This window comes from Psychrobacter sp. Choline-02u-9 (assembly GCF_002836505.1).
Classification (GTDB): Bacteria; Pseudomonadota; Gammaproteobacteria; order Pseudomonadales; family Moraxellaceae; genus Psychrobacter.
Map to the genome: position 1 here is coordinate 1 of NZ_PJBF01000068.1, position 21603 is coordinate 21603.

The window sequence follows — 21603 nt, forward strand, 5'->3', positions numbered from 1 at the left end:
GAAATGTAACAAGAAGGGTAGATATGTAGAAAAGAATGCGTTTATCGAAAAAATGATTAAATATCAAAAAAGTACGGATAACTCGGTTAAGGCAACAGCAAATGACTTGGAAAATCCGTAATGATGACATCGGTCTGCCATTTGATGAGCTGCTCAATGGTGGGAATATCATTAACCGTCCAAGCACTTACGGGCAATCCATAACGGTGGCTATGCTTGATGACGGCTTGGGTCAAAAGCGGATAATGAATGCCCAGTTGAATACAGCCGAGTTGCAATGCGGTATTGGTCGCGCTTGCCAACGCTTCTGGCGTACGAATAAGCAAGCCGCGAGGCATATGAGATAATAGTTTGTGACGTTGCAAACGGTTGTGTAACTCGACATCGAAGCTCGTCAATACAACTGGTAAGCTGGCAAGGGGTGTATCAATAAATGCCTGCCGAAGCGCTGCAATCAACACCGCGTAGTTGGTACGGCTATGCGTCTTAATTTCAAGCTCAATAACGTTAAACCCGCTAAGCGCAGGTGCCATGCTCGCCAATGTCATAATAGGTTGGCCAAACTGCAATTGGCACTGAATCTCAGTCAGTTTTAACTGATCAATACGTGATTGCCGACCGCACATACGCTCTAAATCATCGTCATGGAATACGATTAAGTGACCGTCAGCGTTTAGTTGTATATCAAATTCTACGCCTGCTAAGCCTTTTGACTTAAGATTTTGAGAGTATTGAAAGCCTGAAAAGGTATTTTCTAACGCCTCACCGCGTGCGCCTCGATGACCTAGTAATAATGTATCTCTAAAATTTATCATATGCACCAATTATCGATGATTTTATGCCCAATCATATAGCGTCATATCAATGACGTCTAACAAAAACTGTGATGCAATCCGTAGTTTTATAAATATGACTTCTTAGGGACTAAACTTGACAATGTTTGTTATGTTTTTGCAACCAAACGCAGGTTTTTCCCATAATAAGGGGCACTATTTGTATATCCATGGGCTACACTAATGACCATTTGATTTAAACACCGTATAATAATGTGGTTTTCATATCTGTAGCAGCTAGCGTTGCGATTTGAATGTTGAACACTGTCAGTCAGTGGCGGTACGAACCTGTAAATTGGGAGTAGAGTTAGTATGAGCGTAGCAAATATAAGTTTGAGCAAGTGGCATAAAGTTGCTGGGATTGGATTGGTATGTGGTTTGGCGCTTGCAGGCTGTGATCGCTCAGATAAAGAAGACACTACTGAGCAGGCAGAGCTAACAGAACAAGAGACGGTCGATGCTGAAAATAGCGTTGCGCCTGCGATCAGTTGTGATGATCCTATGGTGCAAGATCGCCTTAAGTCAGCTCTGAAAAATACGCTCAATCAACAAGCACAGTCATTGGCTGCCAATTATGCAAATGATGCTGAAATCAGTTTAGCAAACGGTGTGGTTAGCGAAAAAACCAATGGCGTTGTCATTGACGTTCAAAACGCTGCCATCTTGCAACAAGCCAATGAGAACGGCATGACCACTTGTCAAGCAAGTGTCAGCATGACGCTACCAAGTGAAGACTTGTATCAAGCCAGTCAGGTACAAGCGGCCAATAATCAGCCAAGTCTACAATCGCGTTTAGCGCAAGACAATATCCGTATCAATAACAATATGCTCGTTGATGACGCTTTCACTTACATCGTCGGTACTCAAGGCGGTCAAGTGCGTACGCGTATTGCGGGTCAGCCTGCTTTGATTACTGTTGTTGCAGATGTAATGGCAGGTTCTGTATTTAAAACTGCAATGGATGAGCAACGCGCCCAACGTGCTGCTGAGCGCCGCGCAACGCAGAACAACGATACGACTCAAACAGCGCCAATCCGTCAGCCAAGAACCGTAACGCCAGTTGAGCCAATTCGTCCAACTGAACCTACGCCGCCGCCAACCATCAACAAACCTGCTGAAAGTCAGAACAGTTCGACTGCAAACACCCAAGCAGCTGCTGCCGAGCCTAGCAAGCCTGCAACACCAAAAGCCGTACCTAAAGATGAAACCATTGATATGGTCATCATTGAAGACAACAGCGCGACTTATTAATTGGTCATTGTAATAAGAGGTAGCGATATCCAGTAAACCGAATTGTTATCGCTCAATAATAAAAACCCCGCAACAATCATGTCGCGGGGTTTTTTGTGTTTAAGCTATTTATTGTCAAATACTTAGTTTGTATTATTGACTGTCAGTGAACGTCTCCAATGCTTGACTGTCCCATAACACCTCAGAGACTTTTTCTGGGTCTGTACAAAAGCGTGCAGCGACAAATAACCAATCAGATAAGCGATTAATAAAGCTGACGGCAGTACTGCGAATCGCTTGTGGACGCTGCTGCTGCAAGATCACGGCTTGGCGTTCAGCACGGCGACATACACTACGCGCCACGTGTAATTGACTCACCAATATAGAACCTGTCGGCAGAATAAAGTCTTTCAGCGGTGGCAATGTGGCATTCATCATATCTATTTGCTGCTCTAACCATTCAATATGAGTGGCATTAACCCCTTCATACTCTGGCATGGCAAGCTCGCCGCCTATATTGAACAACAAGTGCTGAATGATGACCAAGGCCTCAGAGAACTCTTTCTCTATAGATTGCCCTTTATTGTGTTTTAGTTGCGCACGTACCAAGCCAATATGCGAGTTGAGCTCGTCGATGTCACCCATGACGCTAAATAGATCGTCCGCTTTACTAAGGCGGCTGCCATCAGCCATACCAGTGCTGCCGTCATCTCCAGTGCGTGTGTATATTTTGCTTAAGCGATTGCCCATCTTTACATCCTTAACGGTTTTTATGATTGAATAGCGTTAGTTGCACGCTCATTGTAGTATTTTACGCCTGTTTTCGCTAAGATAATGGGTTACGTTTTATATCACGACGTTTTTTGGTCTGAATTTTTATTTTTTTGATTTATAGTCATGGTCGTTGGTATGGCTTATTCATACACGGCGGCTGAGATTTCACATTTCTTTATTTTATTTACGTTACAAGGCTTTTTTACTATGACCACACCACTTGCAGATGCGATGTCCCAACTTGCCATTTACGATTCATTGACTGGCAGCAAGCGTCAGTTTGTACCACTCAAAGCAGGGCAGGTTGGTATGTATGTGTGCGGCATGACCGTTTATGACTATTGTCATATTGGTCATGCGCGAGTGATGGTCGGTTTTGATATGGCCGTTCGTTGGTTGGCACGTTTAGGTTACGACGTGAATTACGTACGTAATATCACTGATATCGATGATAAAATCATTGCCCGTGCCGCTGAAAACGGTGAAGAGATTGGTACATTGACGCAGCGTTTTATTGAAGCGATGCATGAAGACGCGACTGCCCTTGGTTGTGAGATGCCAAATGCTGAACCACGTGCGACCGATCATATCGATGATATGCAGAATATGATTGAGACGTTAGTCACTGGCAACTATGCGTATGCAGGCGATAACGGTGACGTCTATTATTCTGTTGATAGCTTTGATGGTTATGGCAAATTATCTAAGCGCAATCTGGACGATATGCAGGCAGGTTCGCGAGTCGAAGTTGAAAATGATAAGCGCAATCCATTTGACTTTGTACTATGGAAATCTGCAAAACCTGACGAGCCGCAGTGGGCATCACCATGGGGTCAAGGGCGTCCAGGCTGGCATATTGAATGTTCAGCGATGTCGACTAAGTGCTTAGGTAGTACTTTTGATATTCACGGCGGTGGTCATGACTTACAGTTCCCGCATCATGAAAACGAAATCGCGCAGTCTGAGGCAGCGACTGGTTGTGAGTATGCACGCAACTGGATGCATGTTGGTTTTATCAATGTCGATGGCGAAAAAATGTCTAAATCATTGGGTAACTTTTTTACCATTCGCGATGTCATGGCAAAGTACTTACCTGAGACGGTGCGTTTCTTCTTATTATCGAGCCATTATCGTAGCCAAGTTAACTTCTCTGATAGCGCATTGGATGAAGCGCATAATAGCCTAAGTAGGCTATATAATGCACTAAAATTGGCTGAACAACAAAAAGGACAGTCAGTCGTAATCAACGAAGACTTAGTGGCTGAAGCTTACAATAGCGCGGTTGGACAAGACTTTATCAAGGCAATGAATGATGATTTTAATAGCTCAACAGCCATCAGCGTCTTATTTGGATTGGCTCGTGATATCAATAAAGCCATCAAAGCGGAAGACGTCGATACCGCATGGCAATTAGCCCAGCAACTAAAAGCATTGGCGCAAGTATTAAATATTTTACAGCAGCCAGTGCAGCAGTTTTTGCAAGCAGTGATTGGTGATCAGGCAGAAGATGGTCTAACGGATGCGGTTATTGATAATTTAATTATCGAACGTGCAGAGTCTAAAGCCAACAAAAACTTTGCTCGTGCTGATGAGATACGTGAGCAACTAAAAGAGGCGGGTATTGAGCTCGAAGATAGCCGTGCTGGCACCACATGGCGCCGCGCTTAGAATAATTTTTGCCGTTTATAGGGTAAATAGCTACAAATCTCGTAATAAATTAAGTCAGCTTTAGGCTGGCTTTTTTTTGCTTACTGAATTAGGTTAAAGCAGCAACGATATATTTTTTATACTTTCCTTTTGTAGACTGATGGCTTTGAAAACATGAATACTCTTAAAGACAACCCTATGGACAATCATTGTGCTGTTTTGCACTCAGATGATAATCATCAAGTAGATGTAGAGAAAAGCCGTTTTCAAAGTCATGTGCTGCAAGTATTGTTGGGCCTTTTTATTGCTGCTATAAGTGTCATCTATTCACCTGTTTATGCCGCAAATAGTGAAAATGAACAGAGTACGCATGAGCTGGAAAAACAAACACCTAGTAAGCCTGATAGTTTTTCTGAATATGCAACTCAGCAAGTCAATGCGCTTAAAGATGAAAGTGTCAGCATTTCTGGTATTACTGAAGAGATCTTCGATCCTACTGAGCGTAACGCAGTGGAGCAGGCAGGCAGGCTACAAGGCGATACGGCACTGACCGGAGAATACAGTGAGAGCTACTATATACTCGATAAGCTAAATGCTGGGTTGCCGCCGTTATCTGAGCCACCTAATTTAGAAACACCGCTTGCAGCCTTAGAGTTTTTTCAATCAGCGTTAATGAAGCAGCAGTATGATTTGGCCGCTTACGCGCTAAACATGAATTTGATTGATGAGAAAAGTCAACGTAGTCGTGCGCTTGATCTCACAAAGCGACTGGATTTCTTATTATCTGAAAAAGAGCTATATGTATTCGACGATATGCCAGATCGTCCCGATGGCTTAATTGAACCACCACTTGGTAATAATAGCAGTGTCATGGGTATTGCCAGACGTTCTATTCAGCTTGGCTATATTGATTATCGCGAGCGCCGCGTTCCTATCTATTTGCAGCGAGTACGAGTAGGGGATAAAGCCCCTGTTTGGGTGTTTTCGGCGCAGACAGTAGGCAATATTGATAATCTCTATGAGCAGTATCATCCAGCCGAGTTCGAACGTTATTTGCCTACTTGGTTAAAGCTAAAGTTTTTTGGAATTGCGTTATGGGAATTCTCAGCGCTGATATTGTTCTTTTTATTAACCATGGGTATGGGTTGGCTACTGAGTAAAGGTACTGCAAAAATCATCAATCATTATATCGATGAAGAAAAATACAGCATGTATGTTGGCAGTACCAACGGCGTCGCAGATTTGGTTAGCAAGCTAACAGTACCATTAACCTTTACCATCAGTTTTTCACTGGTTTTTACCTTGGTTTCTGGTGGTTTTCCTTATTTAGATGCAGTCGCCTCATCCACTCGTCCATTGATTTGGATTGGTCTGGTATTTAGTACCATGTGGTTGGGTATTCGTATCATTAACTTTTTTGCCAATCGCTATCAAGACATGCAGATTGAAAATCTAGCTGCAGAGCATTTCGATAAAGAACGTCGCCGCCGTACTTATGTATCGATATTTCGCCGTGTGTTTATTTTCGCGATGATTTTGGGAAGTTTCTGGATAGGTCTTAGTGAATTTGCAAATATGGAAGGCCTTGGCAAGACGTTACTGACTTCAGCGGGTATTGCAGGTGTGGTTATCGGTATTGCGGCACAGCCGATATTGGGGAATATCATCGCTGGTGTGCAGGTAGCAGTGACGCAGCCAGTACGGATTGGCGATAGTGTGATAATGGATGGTAATTTTAGTACGGTCGAAGACCTGCGTTACACGTATGCCGTGCTAAAAACATGGGATGAGCGTCGCTTGATCGTGCCGATGCGTGAGCTAATCACTGAACGAGTGGAAAACTGGTCGCATACAGAGGTTCATCAGACCTGTCCTGTGTTTTTATATATCGATTATGGCGCAGATATCGATGCTATCCGAGAGGCATTTATATCGATGGTCAAGGACAATAAACTTTGGGATGATAAAACGGAACCCGAAATGTATGTGGTTGATGTAACCGAAAATACTATTCAGCTGCGCGGCGCTGTTTCATCGGTAGGGCCTATAGAAGCATGGACGCTAGCCTGTGAGATACGAGAGAAAATGCTTGGTTACCTGCATGCACAACAGAACCAATATCTACCTACAGAGCGTTTTACGTTAACAAAAGGCGACTAGAAATTGGGAATAGCGATGAGCTTTGCGATCCTGATTAGCTTTAAAAGCCAGTTATTAATGGTTTGAAGCATGATTGTCATCGATAAAGACGCACTTGTGTAAAATAATCTGACAAATATAGTGTGTCAGCGAGGCGCTTATTTGTTATAATGTGGCGTTATTTTTATAGGATAACTGAGTGGTTGGCGATGAATCGGCACTGTGCTTGCAGCTGCAATGATTGATACGCTTAACCCTGAGCTCCTACCCATCAAAATAACCACCACTAGGGGTCTGTATGTTGCGAATTGTCGATGAAGCCTTAACCTTTGATGACGTTTTATTATTACCAGCCTATTCTGAAGTTCTGCCAAAAACTGCTGATCTGTCTACTCGTTTGACCAAAAACATCACACTTAATCTTCCGCTAATCTCTGCGGCGATGGATACTGTGACTGAGTCTGAAATGGCTATCACTATGGCACAGCTTGGTGGCATGGGTATTTTGCACAAGAGCATGGACATCGAAAAGCAGGCCACACAAGTACGCCGTGTCAAAAAATTTGAAGCGGGTACCGTTGTTGATCCTATCACTGTCCATCCAGAGATGACGATTGGTGAATTGCTGCGTTTGACCCAAGATAACAATATCTCAGGTGTACCTGTGGTCGAAAAAGGCACAGATAACGTTGTGGGTATTGTTACTCATAGAGATTGGCGTTTTGAGACCAATTTATCGTTGCCAGTTAGCCAGATCATGACGCCTAAAGAGCAGCTAGTAACTGTGCATGAAGGTGAAAGCAACGAGAATATCAAAAGATTGTTGCATGAGCATCGTATCGAAAAAGTCATCGTTATTGACGATAACTTCCGCCTGCGTGGTTTGATTACTGTTAATGATTTTGCCAAAGCTGAAAATAATCCGAATGCGTGTAAAGACGAACAAGGTCGCTTACGTGTTGGCGCAGCTGTTGGTACAGGTGCAGACACGCAAGCACGCGTTGAAGCACTAATCGCTGCTGATGTCGACGTTATCGTCGTTGATACTGCGCACGGTCACTCAAAAGGCGTGATCGATAAAGTCTCTTGGATCAAGAAAAACTACCCGCATGTACAAGTAATCGGTGGCAACATCGCAACAGGTGAAGCTGCAATCGCTTTACGTGACGCAGGTGCTGATGCAGTAAAAGTAGGTATCGGTCCTGGTTCTATCTGTACCACGCGTATTATCGCAGGTATCGGTGTGCCACAAATATCAGCCATTGATAACGTTGCTAGTGCTTTAAAAGACAGCATTCCATTGATTGCTGACGGTGGTATCCGCTACTCAGGCGATATGGCAAAAGCAATCGCTGCAGGTGCATCATGCATTATGGTTGGTTCACTCATGGCTGGTACTGAAGAAGCACCAGGTGAAGTTGAGCTGTTCCAAGGTCGCTACTATAAAGCGTATCGCGGTATGGGTAGTTTGGGTGCAATGTCAGGATCAAACGGTTCTTCAGATCGCTACTTCCAAGATGCAAAAGATGGCGTAGAGAAGCTAGTACCAGAAGGTATCGAAGGCCGTGTTCCTTATAAAGGACCAGTTGCGGGTATCGTTAATCAGTTGGTTGGTGGCTTACGTTCATCAATGGGTTATACGGGTTCTGCCACTATTGAAGATATGCGTACCAATCCGCAGTTTATCAAAGTAACCTCAGCGGGTATGAAAGAGTCGCATGTGCATGATGTGCAAATCACTAAAGAAGCACCGAACTATCGAGTAAACTAGATCGTTCTGTGAAATGCTTCTCTTTTGTAGATTTAAAATGTATTGATGTTAGCTGAGACGTAAGGCTGCAGCGAGCTTAAGATACAAACAGCCAACAATGCTCTGTTATTGTTGGCTGTTTTTTTTGTAAAATACAGAAACAGATTATTACAACAATAGTATTGCCTGCGTATACGCTTGGCCTTTTATTTTTTTGACTTGAGGAACACATAATGAGCTATTTTGGCACTGATGGAATTCGTGGAAAATTTGGTGAATTACCAATTACACCGGACTTTATCTTAAAACTAGGCTACGTCACTGGGCTTGTTCTCATAGAAAAAAATGAAAATCCTACGCGTAAGCCAAGTGTTGTGATTGGTAAAGATACGCGTCTGTCAGGCTATGTGATAGAGGGAGCATTACAAGCAGGTTTTAATGCGGCTGGTGTCGATGTTTATATGCTTGGACCACTTCCGACTCCAGCGATTGCGCATTTGACCCGTAGCTTTAATGCAGATGCCGGCGTGGTTATCTCAGCCTCGCATAACCCTTATTATGATAATGGCATCAAGTTTTTCTCAGGTGACGGCAAAAAGATAAGTGATGAGATGCAAACTGCAATCAATGATAAATTGACGGCAATTATGAACGACGTTAGTAGTGATGTTGCTATGATGCCTATTCTTGATCCTGCAAATTTAGGTAAGAACAATCGAATTGATGATGCTAAAGGTCGCTATATTGAATTTTGCAAAGGCAGTTTTCCTTATCAGTACGACCTCAGTCATCTGACGGTAGTAGTGGATTGTGCGAATGGTGCGGGCTATAGCGTAGCACCTAGAGTGATGCGCGAGTTGGGGGCAAACGTGATTGCTATCAATAATACGCCAGACGGCATCAATATCAATGCTGAATGTGGCTCTACTCATCCTGAAAGCTTACAAAAGGCTGTGCTTGAGCATGACGCGGATGTCGGTATTGCACTAGATGGTGATGGTGACCGTATCGTAATGGTTGATGAGACGGGTAAGTTAGTCGATGGAGACGGTATTTTATATGTGCTTGCTACCCAAGGTAAAACCAAAGCTGAAGGCGTAGTGGGTACACTCATGAGTAACATGGGATTAGAGTTGGCACTAAAAGATGCAAATATTCAGTTTACCCGTGCAAAAGTGGGTGATCGCTATGTGATGCAGGACTTAGAAGCCAATGGATGGATATTGGGCGGTGAGCCATCTGGTCATATCTTATGCTTAGATAAAAGTCGCACAGGGGATGCTATCATTGCTGGCTTGCAAGTACTGGCAGTCATGCAAGCCAGAGAGCGTGCGTTAAGTGAGCTTGTTGAAGGTTTTGAAGTGTTGCCGCAAAAGCTAGTCAATGTACGTTTGTCTCAAATGCAAGACCCATTCAAACATGAGGAGCTGGTTGCTGCTTTTGATAAAGCACAGGCAACGCTAGAGGGTCGTGGTCGTCTATTGATACGTCAGTCAGGTACAGAGCCTATGATTCGCGTGATGGTAGAGTCAGATGATGAAATTGAATGCGATGTAATGGCTAATGACTTAGCTGATCTTATAAAATCAGTACTAGGCTAATACTATTTAAGGCAATAATTGGTATTCAAAATAGTAACTGGTATTTAAGATAATGACTGGTATTCAAGATAATAACTGGTATTTAAGATAACAATATTATAGTTTTCAAATAAGGAACTGCTATGAGCATGGACTTTACCGACCAACGCCTCTCATACGAGAAAGGTGAGCTTGACCAACAGTCAGTACCAACGTCACCATTCGAGCTTTTTAAAGCTTGGATGAATGAGGCGTTAGCACAAAAGGTGCAAGAGCCTTATGCAATGAGTTTGGCGACATGTGGCGCAGACAATAAGCCTAGCGCCCGTATTGTGCTACTACGTGAGATTACTGAGACAGGTATCGTTTTTTATACCAATTATGAAAGCGCAAAAGGGCAAGATATTGCAGAAAATCCTAACGCTGAAGCGTTATTCTTCTGGCATGAGCTAGAGCGTCAAGTCCGTGTCAGCGGTAGTATCGCTAAAATAGATGCTGATAAATCGGCTGCATACTTTCAAAAACGTCCTCATGATAGTCAAGTAGGCGCTTGGGTCAGTCAACCGCAAAGTGGTGAAGTGGCCAATCGTGAAATCATGGAGCAAACGTTTGAACAGCTTCAAGCAGCGCACCCTGACAATACTACTGTACCAACGCCAGAGTTTTGGGGTGGGTATGAGATTATGGTTGAAAGTATTGAGTTTTGGCAAGGTCGCGCCAATCGGATGCATGACCGAATTGTGTATACGCAGAGTAGCGGCGATGACAGTGAAGGCAATACAAGCTGGACGACCAAACGTTTATTACCATAGTTGCTGTAGTTTGAAGCTATAGATTATACAAAACTAAAAAAGCCACTCTAAATCCAAGTTCTTTGGTGTCTAGAGTGGCTTTTTTACGTTGACTATTTACCTTGTTTGGCATTATTTTTTATTCAACCTTTCATTCAACCTTTCATTTAATATTGGTATCGACATCCACTGAGACTGACATGCCAGGACGTAAGCGTGCCAGTTCAGGCTGGTTTTGGTCTAAGTCAATGCGTACAGGAATACGTTGAGCAATTTTTATGTAGTTACCTGTCGCAGGGTTGGCAGCAGCAGCACTAAACTCGCTACCAGTCGCTGGCGAGATATTACTTACGTGCCCCGTAAATTTGGCGCCGCCAAGCGCATCGACATGAATGGTCGCAGGCTCACCGATTGCCATATTGGCTATTTGAGTTTCCTTAAAGTTTGCAATTATCCAAATGCCTTTTGGTACGATATACATGAGCTGCGTACCAGCGCTGACGTATTGACCTTCTTTGACACTGACTTGGCTTAGCTGGCCAGATTCAGGCGCAGTGATGATAGTATTGTCTAGATTGATTTGCGCTTGCTTGACGCCTGCCTCAGCATTTTTAATATTTGCGTCCAGCGATGAGCGACTGCCACTGGTCTTTTCACGGTTTTCTTGGGCGGCCTGTAAATTTGCTTCTGCTTGCTGTACACCTGCTTGTGCTTGAGCCAATTGCGCCTTGATATGAGCAACTTCTGCTTTAGATACCGCACCAATAGCATCTAAACCTTGATAACGGTTAACATCTTCACGTGCACTCTCCACATTGATTTTGGCACTATATAAATCAGCTCTACGTGCTTCAATTTGTGCTTGGCTGGTTTGCGTATCTTGCTCATTAGTAGAGCGGTTAGTAAGAGCTACTTCGGTATTCGCTTGTGCTTGTTCGAGCTGCTGCTGAAAGGTTCGATCGTCAATCTTTATGAGTAAGTCGCCCGCTTTTACGTTGGCGAAATCTTGCACAGCTACTTTGGTGACATAGCCAGAAACTTGCGGGCTAATAATAGTCGTCTGACCTTTAATAAAGGCATTATTGGTTTGCTGTACCGTTGGGGTGAACGGTGGGAGCTTCCATGCATACAAAATCAATGCTACGCCAATGACAATCAATAAAATTAATAAGCCTAAGTTTAGATAGGACTTTTTCTTGGGCGACCAACCAGTAGTATCGGGTATTGGCTCTTTTGGTGGCATTGGTGGTTCATTGCTATCTGAACTGTTTTCTACATCACCTTCTGCTGTCTTAGTTACTGATGGAGAAGAAGTTGTAGCAGACTCTTCTTTACTTATATCGGACGCTATAGGTGTGTCTGTTGCTGGAGCGCCAGTGGCCGTCTGAGGTGTTTGACTAAGCTCATTTGGTTTTTCTTGGCTCATGACGTGCTCCTAAATTTTTAATAAATATTAAAATAGACTGGCTATAAATGAATGGGGTGAAACATGATTAATAGAATAAACTGAGTTATTTTGACTCACGCATTTTTGCAATAACGGCAAGCTCTTTAGCAAGTGGATTGCGCTTGTGGTAACGGTTATAAAAATAGTTGATCAATAAAATGGCTGTAACGAAAGTAGCAAAACTGGCCATTAAAAAGAACAGATCGCTATAAGCGGAGACAGTTGCTTGGCGCTGAATCCCTTGCAACACTTGGCTCATCGCGGCCACATTCGCTTGCGCTGTGTCCGTCGTTTGGTTTGACAATACACTACGAGTACCAGCAATTTGAGCGCTGAACGTAGGATCACCCAAATTCAGTGAGCTGACCATATCTGCATAATGCATTTGTGTACGAATGGTCGTAAATGCCTGAATAGCCGCTGCACCTGCCAATCCACCAACCGTTTGGGAAATACCAAAGATAACCGAAAAACTAATGATATAAGCAGGGCCACTAGCAATAGCCCGCAAAAACCCTTCAAAAACCAAAGGGCCCATAAAATACACCGCGGCAAATGCAATCAAAAACTGGCTAATATAAAACATATAGGGAGCGGAGTTGATAGAGACCCCAACGTCCATCCAAGAACCTAAGGCAATCAATGCCACTGCAAAAATAACGGGACGGCGCAAGTCCATTGGATTGGTACTAAAAATACTAATCACCAAAGCCAGCACACTGGCAGCCATTATGACAGCATAAAAAGTAACCAGCTGATCATTGCCATAGCCCAAATTGGCAAGTAGGCCTGCAGCACCGACATTTTGTTCAGATAGCAAAATTCGCATGACTGCGCCAGTAATCATAAAGGCAATAATATTGCGGCTACGCATCCAGCGGACTTGTAGCATCGGGTTTTTGCGATGCGTTTCAATCCATAAAGCGATGCCAATCCCAACAATGGCAATCATCAGTGGATAGACGAGCCAAGGCGTCGTCCACCATAAAATCCTACCTTGCACCAAAATTACAGCCAGTGCCGCCAAACCGCTCGCAAAAAAAGCAAAGCTTAAAAAATCGAGTTTCTCAAATACTTTTTCGGTATTACCTGGCGGTAACTCCAATATGTTAATCAGTCCAAAACAAATCAATGCTAAACCAAATTGAAATAAAAATAAATTCTCAAGCTGACCGTCGATGGCGAGATAGGGCGAGATGATTCGTGATAATGGAATACCAAACTGCACCAAGCCAAAACCCAATATTAAGCCACTGGTCCGCTTGACGGTTGGCATGCCTTGCAAACAGTAGAATAACCCTAAAATGGTCATGCCACTTGCCACCATACCACTAAGTCCCCTGGCGACAATCTCTAGGTAATAAGGCTCAATTCCTATATTAGGCGTATCTAATAAGTGACTACTGATTAGCCACTGTAAACTCGTGGCGGCCAACAAAAAGAACAGAGTGATTTTGCTAAACAGTGACATACCAAATTGTTGGCGAATTTTGTACAGCAGAACGGTGATACAGGCATTGGTCATATTATAGCTAACAGATATCCAGCCACCTTCAGCTGGCGTTAAGCCCAGTTGACCCTGAATTTGAGTAAGATTTGCGACGAGCAGACCGTTTTGGAAACTGGCAGTGAGACCAACGAAAATTCCGATCAGTAAGTAAAATAATTTGCGGCGTGCAGGATGATCAGGATTGGCAGGAGAGCCCACCATTATCGGTTGTTCGTGGGGCTTAAACTGATATTCATTACTCATGGACGTACCATAATCTGTATAAGGAAATAGAATGGCATAGAACAGATTCCAGACGCAAAATCAGGTCAGTACGATGAATGTTCATAGCTTAAAAACAGCGGAGTTACTGATATAAATGCTGGTCAAACTGGAAAGATAACCCAAGAAATGCAGGGCATATTTTATCATAATCTTTATAGCGCTTTTGTCATTAGAGCGTAACTCATTGGCGCTATTGAATAAAGATATAGCAGTATTTCGTGCAATATGACGAACATTAAAACAAGCGATGCAACAAGTAAAAAATGCTATACGCATAAAAAACAGCTCTATACAGAGCTGTTTGTGTGTATCGGAAAATTGGTCTGTCAGTTATGATGCAATGCTAAACGGATTGGTCGTACTTAGCCTCTAGCTGCATAGCGCGCTGATAGCTATCGAGACTGGCAAGCGCTTCAGCATACTGCCTGATATTCGAGTAAGCGTCGAGTTTTTGACGCTTAGCGAGAATGATTAAGTCAAATGACAACATAAAGTCAGCACCACTTAGCTTATCACCCACAATGAACGACTTACCTTTAACCGAAGCATCCAGATATTCAAACAATCTGGTTTTTTCTGTATCGATATAGCCACTCAAAAACTCATTGTCATCAATGCCTGCTTTTTTGGTAAATAGCTCAAGCATTAATGGCAACATCAGCGAGCTTTCTGCAAAGTCAATCCACTGCAGATAATATCCATAATCTGAACTATCTGTAGCAGGGCGCAGACGCTCTGGCGCAAATCGTTCAATCAATAACTCTGTAATCGCACCGGACTCAGCGTAAGTCTGTCCATCCATCTCGATAACCGGAGATTTACCGAGTGGGTGAACTGCCTTCAGGGAATCTGGTGCCAAATGAGTTTTGGCATCGCGCTGATGACTGACCACTTCATAAGGCACGCCTAGCTCTTCTAAGAGCCAAAGCGTACGCAACGAACGTGACTGATTAAGGTGATGTAAGCGAATCATGATATTAACCTTTGAGCTTGTTGATCAAACGCTTAGCCGCTTCTTCTGATGAGGCTGGGTTTTGACCTGTGATCAATAAACCATCTTCGACCACAAACTCTTCCCAATCAGCGGCTTTTTTATAGTTACCACCGTTGGCTTTCAAGACATCTTCTACTAAGAAAGGCACCACGTCTGTTAGGCCAGCCGCTTCTTCTTCTGAGTTGGTAAAGCCAGTAACGGTTTTACCTTTTACTAAGTACTCGCCATCAACTTTGACGCTTTTAAGCGCGCCAGGTGCATGACAAACAAAGGCAACAGGCTTGTCTTGCTTGACGAAACTCTCGATCAATTCGATAGAGTTCTTATCTACTGCCAAGTCCCACAATGGACCGTGACCACCTGGATAAAAGACTGAATCAAAATCTTCTACTTTCATGTCAGCAAGTTTCTTGGTATTGGCCAAGTGCTCTTGCGCCTCTTTGTCGTCTTTAAAACGCTTGGTATCTTTGGTTTGTGTATCTTCAGTATCGCTACTAGGATCTAGTGGTGGCTGACCACCTGCAGGAGACGTTAGAGTGACATTAGCACCCGCATCGAGAAACGCATAGTAAGGAGCTGCAAATTCTTCTAGCCAAAATCCTGTCTTTTTACCAGTATCGCCTAAACGGTCATGAGACGTTAGTACCATTAAAATGTTCATAATTATCCTTGTTTATTATTTATGTGTTAGTAACTATGTAGCCAACAGTCATAAGTTTTCCGTTGCATTATTAGCTATTTTTACTTAATTAGCCTAGATGCAAATAATGACTGTTAGCATTATTCCTGCTTTGTAAGCAACTTTCAGTAGTGATATTAACAATTTATGTTGTTAAGTAGTTATTCACAACGATTGCTAACTGTCAGTAGCTGCTTAACTAGTCAATGTTTAACCAATAACTAGTTAACGTCAGATACTTTGATTACAGTCTTACCAAAGTTATCACCGTTTAACATACTGACAAATGCATCTGGGGCATTATCTAGACCGTCAGTAATGTGCTCTTTGGTTTTTACTTCGCCTGACTCCACCCATTTGCTCATGGTTTCTAAGAACTCTGGGAAGTGGTCGCCATACTCTTCAAAGATAATGAAGCCTCTGACAGTTAGGCGTTGGCTTAAGATAAGACCCATCAACATACCTAGGCGATCTTTGCCATCCGGTAAATCAGTTGCGTTGTACTGCGATACCAGACCACATACTGGAATACGTGCGTGGTCGTTAAGTAATGGCATTACCGCATCAAATACTTTACCGCCAACGTTTTCATAGTAGATATCGATACCATCTGGACATGCTGCTTTTAATTGCTCAGCGAAGTCGTCAGCTTTGTGATCGATACAGACATCAAAGCCAAGCTCATTGACCGCAAAGTCGCATTTCTCTTTGCCGCCTGCCACACCGACAGTGCGCAGACCATATTGATTACCCACTTGACCGACAGTGGCCCCGACCGGTCCAGTGGCTGCTGCCACGACTAAAGTTTCGCCTTTTTGTGGTTTACCGATATCAGTCAGACCCATATAACCCGTAAACCCTGGCATACCTAACACGCCTAAACCATAAGAAGGGTTAGACATGTTTTTGTCTAGTTTCAGGACGCCTTCGCCATCACTGACACTGTAGTCCTGCCAGCCTGAGTTTGATACGACTAAGTCGCCTACCGCGAAGTTGTCGATATTCGACTCGACCACTTGCGCTACGGTACCACCCATGATGACGTCACCGACTTCTAATGGGTCTGCATAGCTTTTTGCATCGCTCATACGCCCACGCATATATGGATCTAGTGACAGATATACCGTGCGTAGTAGCATCTCGTTATCTTTTGGCGTAGGAATGTCGCTAGTTGCCATGTCAAAATTGTCAGCAGTAGGTACGCCATTAGGACGGCTCGCTAATTTGATTTGACGATTTGTTTGTTGATTCTGTTGTTTGTCGAAGCTCATTGTAGGACTCCTTTATATTTATTAATTGTCATTATTATAGTGGTGTTAAATGTAGTAGCTACCCAACATGGAATAGCTACTACTATAAATAGCATAACGATATGTACTTATTGTTACTGCTGCGATTTTTCTTATAATTCTTCTGACAGTTCTTGCTATAGCGCTTATTAAGACGCTTTGCTAGTTACAGCGCGCTGCAAGATACGACGTGATACTTCTAGGTCGTTGGTACCATGTTCACCAAGCTTGACCATGTTATGCACTTCAAGCTGCTTGATGATTGGAACAATCGCTGATTCCGTCAAGTCAACATCTTCTAGGCTAACTGGCAAGCCAAGCTCGCGGAAGAAGTTTTCAGTGTAGACAATAGCCGTTTCGATAATGGCATCGTCGTCTAGGTTAGTATCGGTAATGTTCCATACGTTACGCGCATACTGAAGCAATTTTTCTTTTTTGCTTTCTTTTAGCTCACGCATCACTGATGGCAATACGATGGTTAGCGTACGTGCATGATCGATAGCGTGTAGTGACGTCAGCTCATGACCAACCATATGAGTTGTCCAGTCTTGTGGCACACCAGTACCGATCAGACCGTTCAATGCCATGGTCGCTGTCCACATAATGTTCTTACGTGTTTCTAGGTTTTCTGGATCTTGCTTAACAACTAGACCTTCATCAATAAGGATTTTAAGCAGGCTTTCAGCGAAGGCATCTTGGACTTTAGCGTTTACTGGGTAAGTTAGGTACTGTTCCATTACGTGAACAAATGCATCAGCCACACCATTCATAACCTGACGCTCAGGCAAGGTAAGTGTTTTGATTGGATCTAGGATTGAGAATTTAGGGAAGGCCAGTGGGTTACCAAATGGTAGTTTTGCTTGACGTTCGCTATAGTTAATCACGCCGCCTGAGTTCATCTCAGAACCCGTTGCTGGGATGGTCAATACCGCACCTAGGTCAACAGCAGAATCGATGTTCTTGCAATAACCCGTTAGCGCGTCCCAAGCTTGGTCACGTGAGACAGTACCGTCTTCTTCAGTTAATGAAGAAACGAGTGCAACAAATTTACTGCCGTCAATCACAGAACCACCGCCAACTGCTAACAAGAAGTCGATGTTGTGCTCATTCACCATATCAGCGGCTTTTAATAACGTAGTGAATTCTGGGTTAGCCTCGATACCACCAAATTCAAAAACAGTACGGTTACCGCTAGCCGCTAATGCAGTTTTTACTTCATCCAAAGTACCGGTACGCTGTGCTGAACCACCACCGTAAGTAATAAGAACGCGTGCATCAGTAGGGACTAGGTCTGATAATTGTTCGATTTGACCTTCACCAAAAACGATACGGACTGGGTTGTAATATTGGAAATTATTCATAAAATTCCTAATTAGTAATAAAAAGTTTTTAATAAAAACGGTTCAATTAAATTGTTTTGACATGAGATATTGTCTGATATTAATCAATGAATGATAAGCAATGCTCGTATAGACATTCATTCTTAATATTTGTGCGCATTGTACACCAATTAGACCAGTCGTCTAGCGATGTTTACAAAACTCTCGTATAACTGTTTAAGTCATATGCAAATGTCTTCAAGAAATTCGTTTAAAAAAGAGAAGGTCATAAAGCACACTGAATACTCAAGCATAATATTGATAGCTATTATCTATGAACGTTATGAATATTCAATGTGCCTTAATGGTTACGTTAGAAGTACAGTCGATAGAAATTCAAACGGTTAACGATTAGCGTCCCATTTGGGTCGTTGTCATCTGCCAAATTTCTGCTAAAGGCGTATTGGTTTGGCTAATCTTTGCAATTAAGCTTGCACCAAGCCATGCAAAATACCAACGCTTGGCCATACTCTCAGCCGAGATGTTATCGTGACGAGGGACAGACTCATCGAGCCAGCCAGCTTTGATCTGCTTGGCGAGCCACATAGTCGTTTGCTGATAGCCAGTATCGAGTGCCTTACGCATGGTTTCTGACATATCGGCTACCTCTGCGCTGAGCTTCACTACCAAGCATTTTTCATGGTCACAGCCGTTCTGCTGGGTGTCATACCAGTTTTGAAAATAATCATATAGTTTTTGCTGTGCACTGACATCTTGTGCATCGATGACATCCAACCGAGTCTTATATAAACTAAAATAATGATTAATAATTGCTTCACCAAAGGCTTCTTTAGAAGCAAAGTAGTGGTAAAAAGAACCCTTTGGCACACCTGCTGTATCTAAAATTTGCTTTAGACCAACAGCGGTAAAACCTTTCTTAGCAATTAATTGGTAGCCAGTAGCAAGTAAATGAGCTTTGGTATCTGGGGTAGTTGCGTCTGTATTAGACATAAACAGGATTGTCTCCCTTAGTAGTTGCTTATATTAGCGTATGCATTAGATAGTCAGTTAAAACAGTTAACGTTCATTTGAACGTCACGTTGATGGCGTATTGTAATAGGATATAGTTATATATGTTACGTTTTATCAACAATATTCACTGACAAAGTAGTCTTGTTTTATTAATAGCTATGGTAGCATTAGACCAGTCGTCTAGCAAGGTGGGTTTTGTTGTTATCCGTTACCGTTAGTATTTATTACTAAAGATCATTTCTCATTAGAGCTTTTTTTAATTGATGACTATTGATTGATAGCTCAGTAACGATTTCAGACTTACTTCTTGCCAGATATTTTCTCATTAAGATATCGCCGACTTAATAATTTTATTCTAATAATCGAAAACCAATACTTAACATAATAAATTAAAAATAAGGATGATTATGTCAACCAATACTACGAGTGCATACAGTGACTTCCATTTGCAGTTCATCGCTGGTGAATGGCAAACCGGTAAAGACGATAGCACCAACAATAATACCAACCCATATAACGGTGATACGCTTGTAGAGATCCAGCAAGCGACCAAAGATCAGTTGAACGAAGCCTATGATGCTGCAACCCAAGCTCAAGAAACGTGGGCTAAGCAGACACCAGCAGAGCGTTCTGCAGTATTATATAAAGTGGTCAACATACTGGATCAGCGCCAAGAAGAAATCGTTGATTGGCTAATCAAAGAGTCGGGCAGTACGCGTATCAAAGCCATGGTCGAGTTCGGTGCGACGCGCGCGATTACCCTTGAAGCAGCGACATTCCCTAATCGTGTCCATGGTGAGATTCGCCCATCAAATACTCCTGGCAAAGAAAACTTCATCTACCGTGAGCCTATCGGTGTGGTAGCAGTCATTAGCCCATGGAACTTTCCGCTACATTTGACTCAGCGCTCTATCGCACCAGCCCTAGCGCTTGGTAACGCCGTGGTACTCAAGCCTGCTAGCGATACGCCAGTGACTGGTGGTTTACTATTGGCCAAAGTATTTGAAGAAGCGGGTCTACCAAAAGGTCTGTTAAACGTGGTTGTGGGTTCAGGTAGCGAGATAGGCGATGCAATCGTTGAACACAAAGCGTCAAGTTTTGTGTCATTCACAGGATCAACTTCAGTGGGTAAACACATCGGTGAGCTAGCTAATGGTGGTGAGCATATCAAACAAGTGGCACTTGAGTTAGGTGGAAACAGTCCATTTGTTGTACTCAAGGATGCAGATATTGATCAGGCAGTAAAAGCAGCCGTGTTCGGTAAGTTCTTGCATCAAGGCCAGATTTGTATGGCTATTAACCGAATTATTGTTGAAAATGAAGTGTACGATGAGTTTGTAGAGCGTTTCTTGTCTCATGTTAAAACGTTACAGGTAGGTGATCCTAACGATCAAGGTACTGCTATTGGCCCAATCATCAATGAGAAACAAGTTCAGTCACTTAGAGATAAGATTGATGAGGCACAGAAAGAGGGCGCAAAAATGCTCTTGAGCGGTGAAATCAATGGTCAATTAGTCCCGCCCCATGTCTTTACCGAAGTTACTAGAGAGATGGATATTGCCTATAATGAAATATTTGGACCATTGATAGGCATTATTCGAGCCAAAAATGAAGAGGATGCTTTGTCGATAGCTAATGATTCTATGTATGGCTTATCTAGTGCGGTGTTTACCGCAGACATGCAAAAAGGTTTACGTTTCGCTCGTGGTATCCGAGCAGGTATGACCCATATAAATGATATTCCAGTAAACGATGAAAGTAACGTGGCTTTTGGTGGTGAGAAAAACTCAGGCATCGGTCGTTTTAACGGTGAGTGGGTACTAGAAGAGTTCACTAGAACGCATTGGATCTCAATGCAAAATGAACCACGTGAATATCCATTCTAATTGTCCTAAAATAGAATGCTGATAGCTAATAAAAAAGACCGCTTTGATAGCGGTCTTTTTTGTGTGATATTTGGCAACTTACTGAGAATGACGTATTTGAAGTTGGTCAATTTCTTATCTGGCATGAAAGCCAAGTAGCCCTTCAATCTCTTCCATCGTCATCCGTCTTACCAGTGCTTGTTCTTCTACCGACAAGCGATTGGTGTGCTCTTTTATCATCGTATGAATACTCCGCGATATCTCAGAGGTAGTCGCGTAATACATTTGAGGCTGTTCTTTTGTCAATCTCATCAAAAATCGATTGATAAGTTTACGCTTTTCATCTGATTTATTTTCTTCAGTCGTAGTATTATTTTGAGTCATGGTGTTCTCCTAGAGGTAAGCCATTTAAGCAGTCAGACACATGAGAGTCAGTGCTTATAAGTAGTTTCTGGGGCTG

17 protein-coding genes are annotated in these 21603 nt (G+C 42.9%); 7 read left to right on the forward strand and 10 right to left on the reverse strand.

What is annotated here, in order from left to right; all coding sequences use genetic code 11:
- Positions 1 to 86: 86 nt before the first annotated feature.
- The gene (locus CXF69_RS13830) at positions 87 to 815 is read right to left on the reverse strand and encodes a glycerophosphodiester phosphodiesterase (protein WP_102078003.1); all 729 of its coding nucleotides are present in this window, start codon (positions 813 to 815) and stop codon (positions 87 to 89) included.
- A 330-nt stretch (positions 816 to 1145) separates the two neighbouring features.
- Between CXF69_RS13830 and CXF69_RS13835 the strand changes: the two genes are divergently transcribed.
- A complete protein-coding gene (locus tag CXF69_RS13835) occupies positions 1146 to 2084 on the forward strand; it encodes a hypothetical protein (RefSeq protein WP_102078002.1) in 939 nt (312 codons plus the stop codon).
- Positions 2085 to 2216: 132 nt separating this feature from the next.
- Here the strand turns inward: CXF69_RS13835 and CXF69_RS13840 are convergent, their stop codons facing one another.
- A complete protein-coding gene (locus CXF69_RS13840) occupies positions 2217 to 2813 on the reverse strand; it encodes a cob(I)yrinic acid a,c-diamide adenosyltransferase (RefSeq protein WP_102078001.1) in 597 nt (198 codons plus the stop codon).
- A 231-nt stretch (positions 2814 to 3044) separates the two neighbouring features.
- Here CXF69_RS13840 and cysS point away from each other — a divergent pair, with 231 nt between their 5' ends.
- From cysS to pdxH, 5 genes are all read left to right on the forward strand, one after another.
- Positions 3045 to 4505 (forward strand): cysteine--tRNA ligase, encoded by a 1461-nt coding sequence (gene cysS / locus CXF69_RS13845; RefSeq protein WP_102078020.1) that lies wholly within the window; start codon positions 3045 to 3047, stop codon positions 4503 to 4505.
- Between the two features lie 153 nt (positions 4506 to 4658).
- Complete coding sequence (locus CXF69_RS13850; RefSeq protein ID WP_228706801.1) at positions 4659 to 6644, forward strand: mechanosensitive ion channel family protein; 1986 nt, start codon at positions 4659 to 4661, stop codon at positions 6642 to 6644.
- A 277-nt stretch (positions 6645 to 6921) separates the two neighbouring features.
- Positions 6922 to 8394: an IMP dehydrogenase gene (guaB, locus tag CXF69_RS13855; protein ID WP_057760534.1), complete on the forward strand. Its 1473-nt coding sequence runs from the start codon at positions 6922 to 6924 to the stop codon at positions 8392 to 8394.
- A gap of 212 nt (positions 8395 to 8606) precedes the next feature.
- Positions 8607 to 9974, forward strand: a complete 1368-nt coding sequence (gene glmM / locus CXF69_RS13860; RefSeq protein ID WP_102077999.1) for a phosphoglucosamine mutase — start codon at positions 8607 to 8609, stop codon at positions 9972 to 9974.
- 128 nt (positions 9975 to 10102) lie between these two features.
- Positions 10103 to 10765 (forward strand): pyridoxamine 5'-phosphate oxidase, encoded by a 663-nt coding sequence (gene pdxH / locus CXF69_RS13865; protein ID WP_180952616.1) that lies wholly within the window; start codon positions 10103 to 10105, stop codon positions 10763 to 10765.
- Between the two features lie 142 nt (positions 10766 to 10907).
- Here pdxH and CXF69_RS13870 read toward each other — a convergent pair whose 3' ends face one another.
- From CXF69_RS13870 to CXF69_RS13900, 7 genes are all read right to left on the reverse strand, one after another.
- A complete protein-coding gene (locus tag CXF69_RS13870; protein WP_102077997.1) occupies positions 10908 to 12170 on the reverse strand; it encodes an HlyD family secretion protein in 1263 nt (420 codons plus the stop codon).
- Between the two features lie 85 nt (positions 12171 to 12255).
- The gene (locus CXF69_RS13875; protein WP_102077996.1) at positions 12256 to 13944 is read right to left on the reverse strand and encodes an efflux MFS transporter permease; all 1689 of its coding nucleotides are present in this window, start codon (positions 13942 to 13944) and stop codon (positions 12256 to 12258) included.
- A gap of 364 nt (positions 13945 to 14308) precedes the next feature.
- Complete coding sequence (locus tag CXF69_RS13880; RefSeq protein WP_102077995.1) at positions 14309 to 14938, reverse strand: glutathione S-transferase family protein; 630 nt, start codon at positions 14936 to 14938, stop codon at positions 14309 to 14311.
- 4 nt (positions 14939 to 14942) lie between these two features.
- Entirely contained in the window at positions 14943 to 15620 is a 678-nt protein-coding gene (locus CXF69_RS13885; protein ID WP_102077994.1) for a type 1 glutamine amidotransferase domain-containing protein, read from the reverse strand.
- Between the two features lie 239 nt (positions 15621 to 15859).
- Entirely contained in the window at positions 15860 to 16909 is a 1050-nt protein-coding gene (locus CXF69_RS13890; RefSeq protein WP_102077993.1) for an NADP-dependent oxidoreductase, read from the reverse strand.
- 167 nt (positions 16910 to 17076) lie between these two features.
- A complete protein-coding gene (locus CXF69_RS13895; protein ID WP_102077992.1) occupies positions 17077 to 18288 on the reverse strand; it encodes an iron-containing alcohol dehydrogenase in 1212 nt (403 codons plus the stop codon).
- Positions 18289 to 18657: 369 nt separating this feature from the next.
- Positions 18658 to 19257 (reverse strand): TetR/AcrR family transcriptional regulator, encoded by a 600-nt coding sequence (locus tag CXF69_RS13900; RefSeq protein ID WP_057760518.1) that lies wholly within the window; start codon positions 19255 to 19257, stop codon positions 18658 to 18660.
- Positions 19258 to 19685: 428 nt separating this feature from the next.
- Between CXF69_RS13900 and CXF69_RS13905 the strand changes: the two genes are divergently transcribed.
- Positions 19686 to 21164 carry an aldehyde dehydrogenase family protein gene (locus CXF69_RS13905; RefSeq protein ID WP_102077991.1) on the forward strand — a complete coding sequence of 493 codons (1479 nt, stop codon included), beginning with the start codon at positions 19686 to 19688 and terminating at the stop codon, positions 21162 to 21164.
- A 114-nt stretch (positions 21165 to 21278) separates the two neighbouring features.
- Here the strand turns inward: CXF69_RS13905 and CXF69_RS13910 are convergent, their stop codons facing one another.
- Positions 21279 to 21527: a hypothetical protein gene (locus CXF69_RS13910; protein ID WP_057760515.1), complete on the reverse strand. Its 249-nt coding sequence runs from the start codon at positions 21525 to 21527 to the stop codon at positions 21279 to 21281.
- Positions 21528 to 21603 lie beyond the last annotated feature (76 nt).

Coding starts and splice junctions, on each gene's coding strand:
- guaB (WP_057760534.1), top strand. CDS start 6,922: ATGTTGCGAATTGTCGATGAAGCCTTAACCTTTGATGACGTTTTATTA.
- CXF69_RS13880 (WP_102077995.1), bottom strand. CDS start 14,938: ATGATTCGCTTACATCACCTTAATCAGTCACGTTCGTTGCGTACGCTT.
- pdxH (WP_180952616.1), top strand. CDS start 10,103: ATGGACTTTACCGACCAACGCCTCTCATACGAGAAAGGTGAGCTTGAC.
- CXF69_RS13905 (WP_102077991.1), top strand. CDS start 19,686: ATGTCAACCAATACTACGAGTGCATACAGTGACTTCCATTTGCAGTTC.
- CXF69_RS13910 (WP_057760515.1), bottom strand. CDS start 21,527: ATGACTCAAAATAATACTACGACTGAAGAAAATAAATCAGATGAAAAG.
- CXF69_RS13835 (WP_102078002.1), top strand. CDS start 1,146: ATGAGCGTAGCAAATATAAGTTTGAGCAAGTGGCATAAAGTTGCTGGG.
- cysS (WP_102078020.1), top strand. CDS start 3,045: ATGACCACACCACTTGCAGATGCGATGTCCCAACTTGCCATTTACGAT.
- CXF69_RS13885 (WP_102077994.1), bottom strand. CDS start 15,620: ATGAACATTTTAATGGTACTAACGTCTCATGACCGTTTAGGCGATACT.
- CXF69_RS13850 (WP_228706801.1), top strand. CDS start 4,659: ATGAATACTCTTAAAGACAACCCTATGGACAATCATTGTGCTGTTTTG.
- CXF69_RS13875 (WP_102077996.1), bottom strand. CDS start 13,944: ATGAGTAATGAATATCAGTTTAAGCCCCACGAACAACCGATAATGGTG.
- glmM (WP_102077999.1), top strand. CDS start 8,607: ATGAGCTATTTTGGCACTGATGGAATTCGTGGAAAATTTGGTGAATTA.
- CXF69_RS13890 (WP_102077993.1), bottom strand. CDS start 16,909: ATGAGCTTCGACAAACAACAGAATCAACAAACAAATCGTCAAATCAAA.
- CXF69_RS13895 (WP_102077992.1), bottom strand. CDS start 18,288: ATGAATAATTTCCAATATTACAACCCAGTCCGTATCGTTTTTGGTGAA.
- CXF69_RS13840 (WP_102078001.1), bottom strand. CDS start 2,813: ATGGGCAATCGCTTAAGCAAAATATACACACGCACTGGAGATGACGGC.
- CXF69_RS13870 (WP_102077997.1), bottom strand. CDS start 12,170: ATGAGCCAAGAAAAACCAAATGAGCTTAGTCAAACACCTCAGACGGCC.
- CXF69_RS13830 (WP_102078003.1), bottom strand. CDS start 815: ATGATAAATTTTAGAGATACATTATTACTAGGTCATCGAGGCGCACGC.
- CXF69_RS13900 (WP_057760518.1), bottom strand. CDS start 19,257: ATGTCTAATACAGACGCAACTACCCCAGATACCAAAGCTCATTTACTT.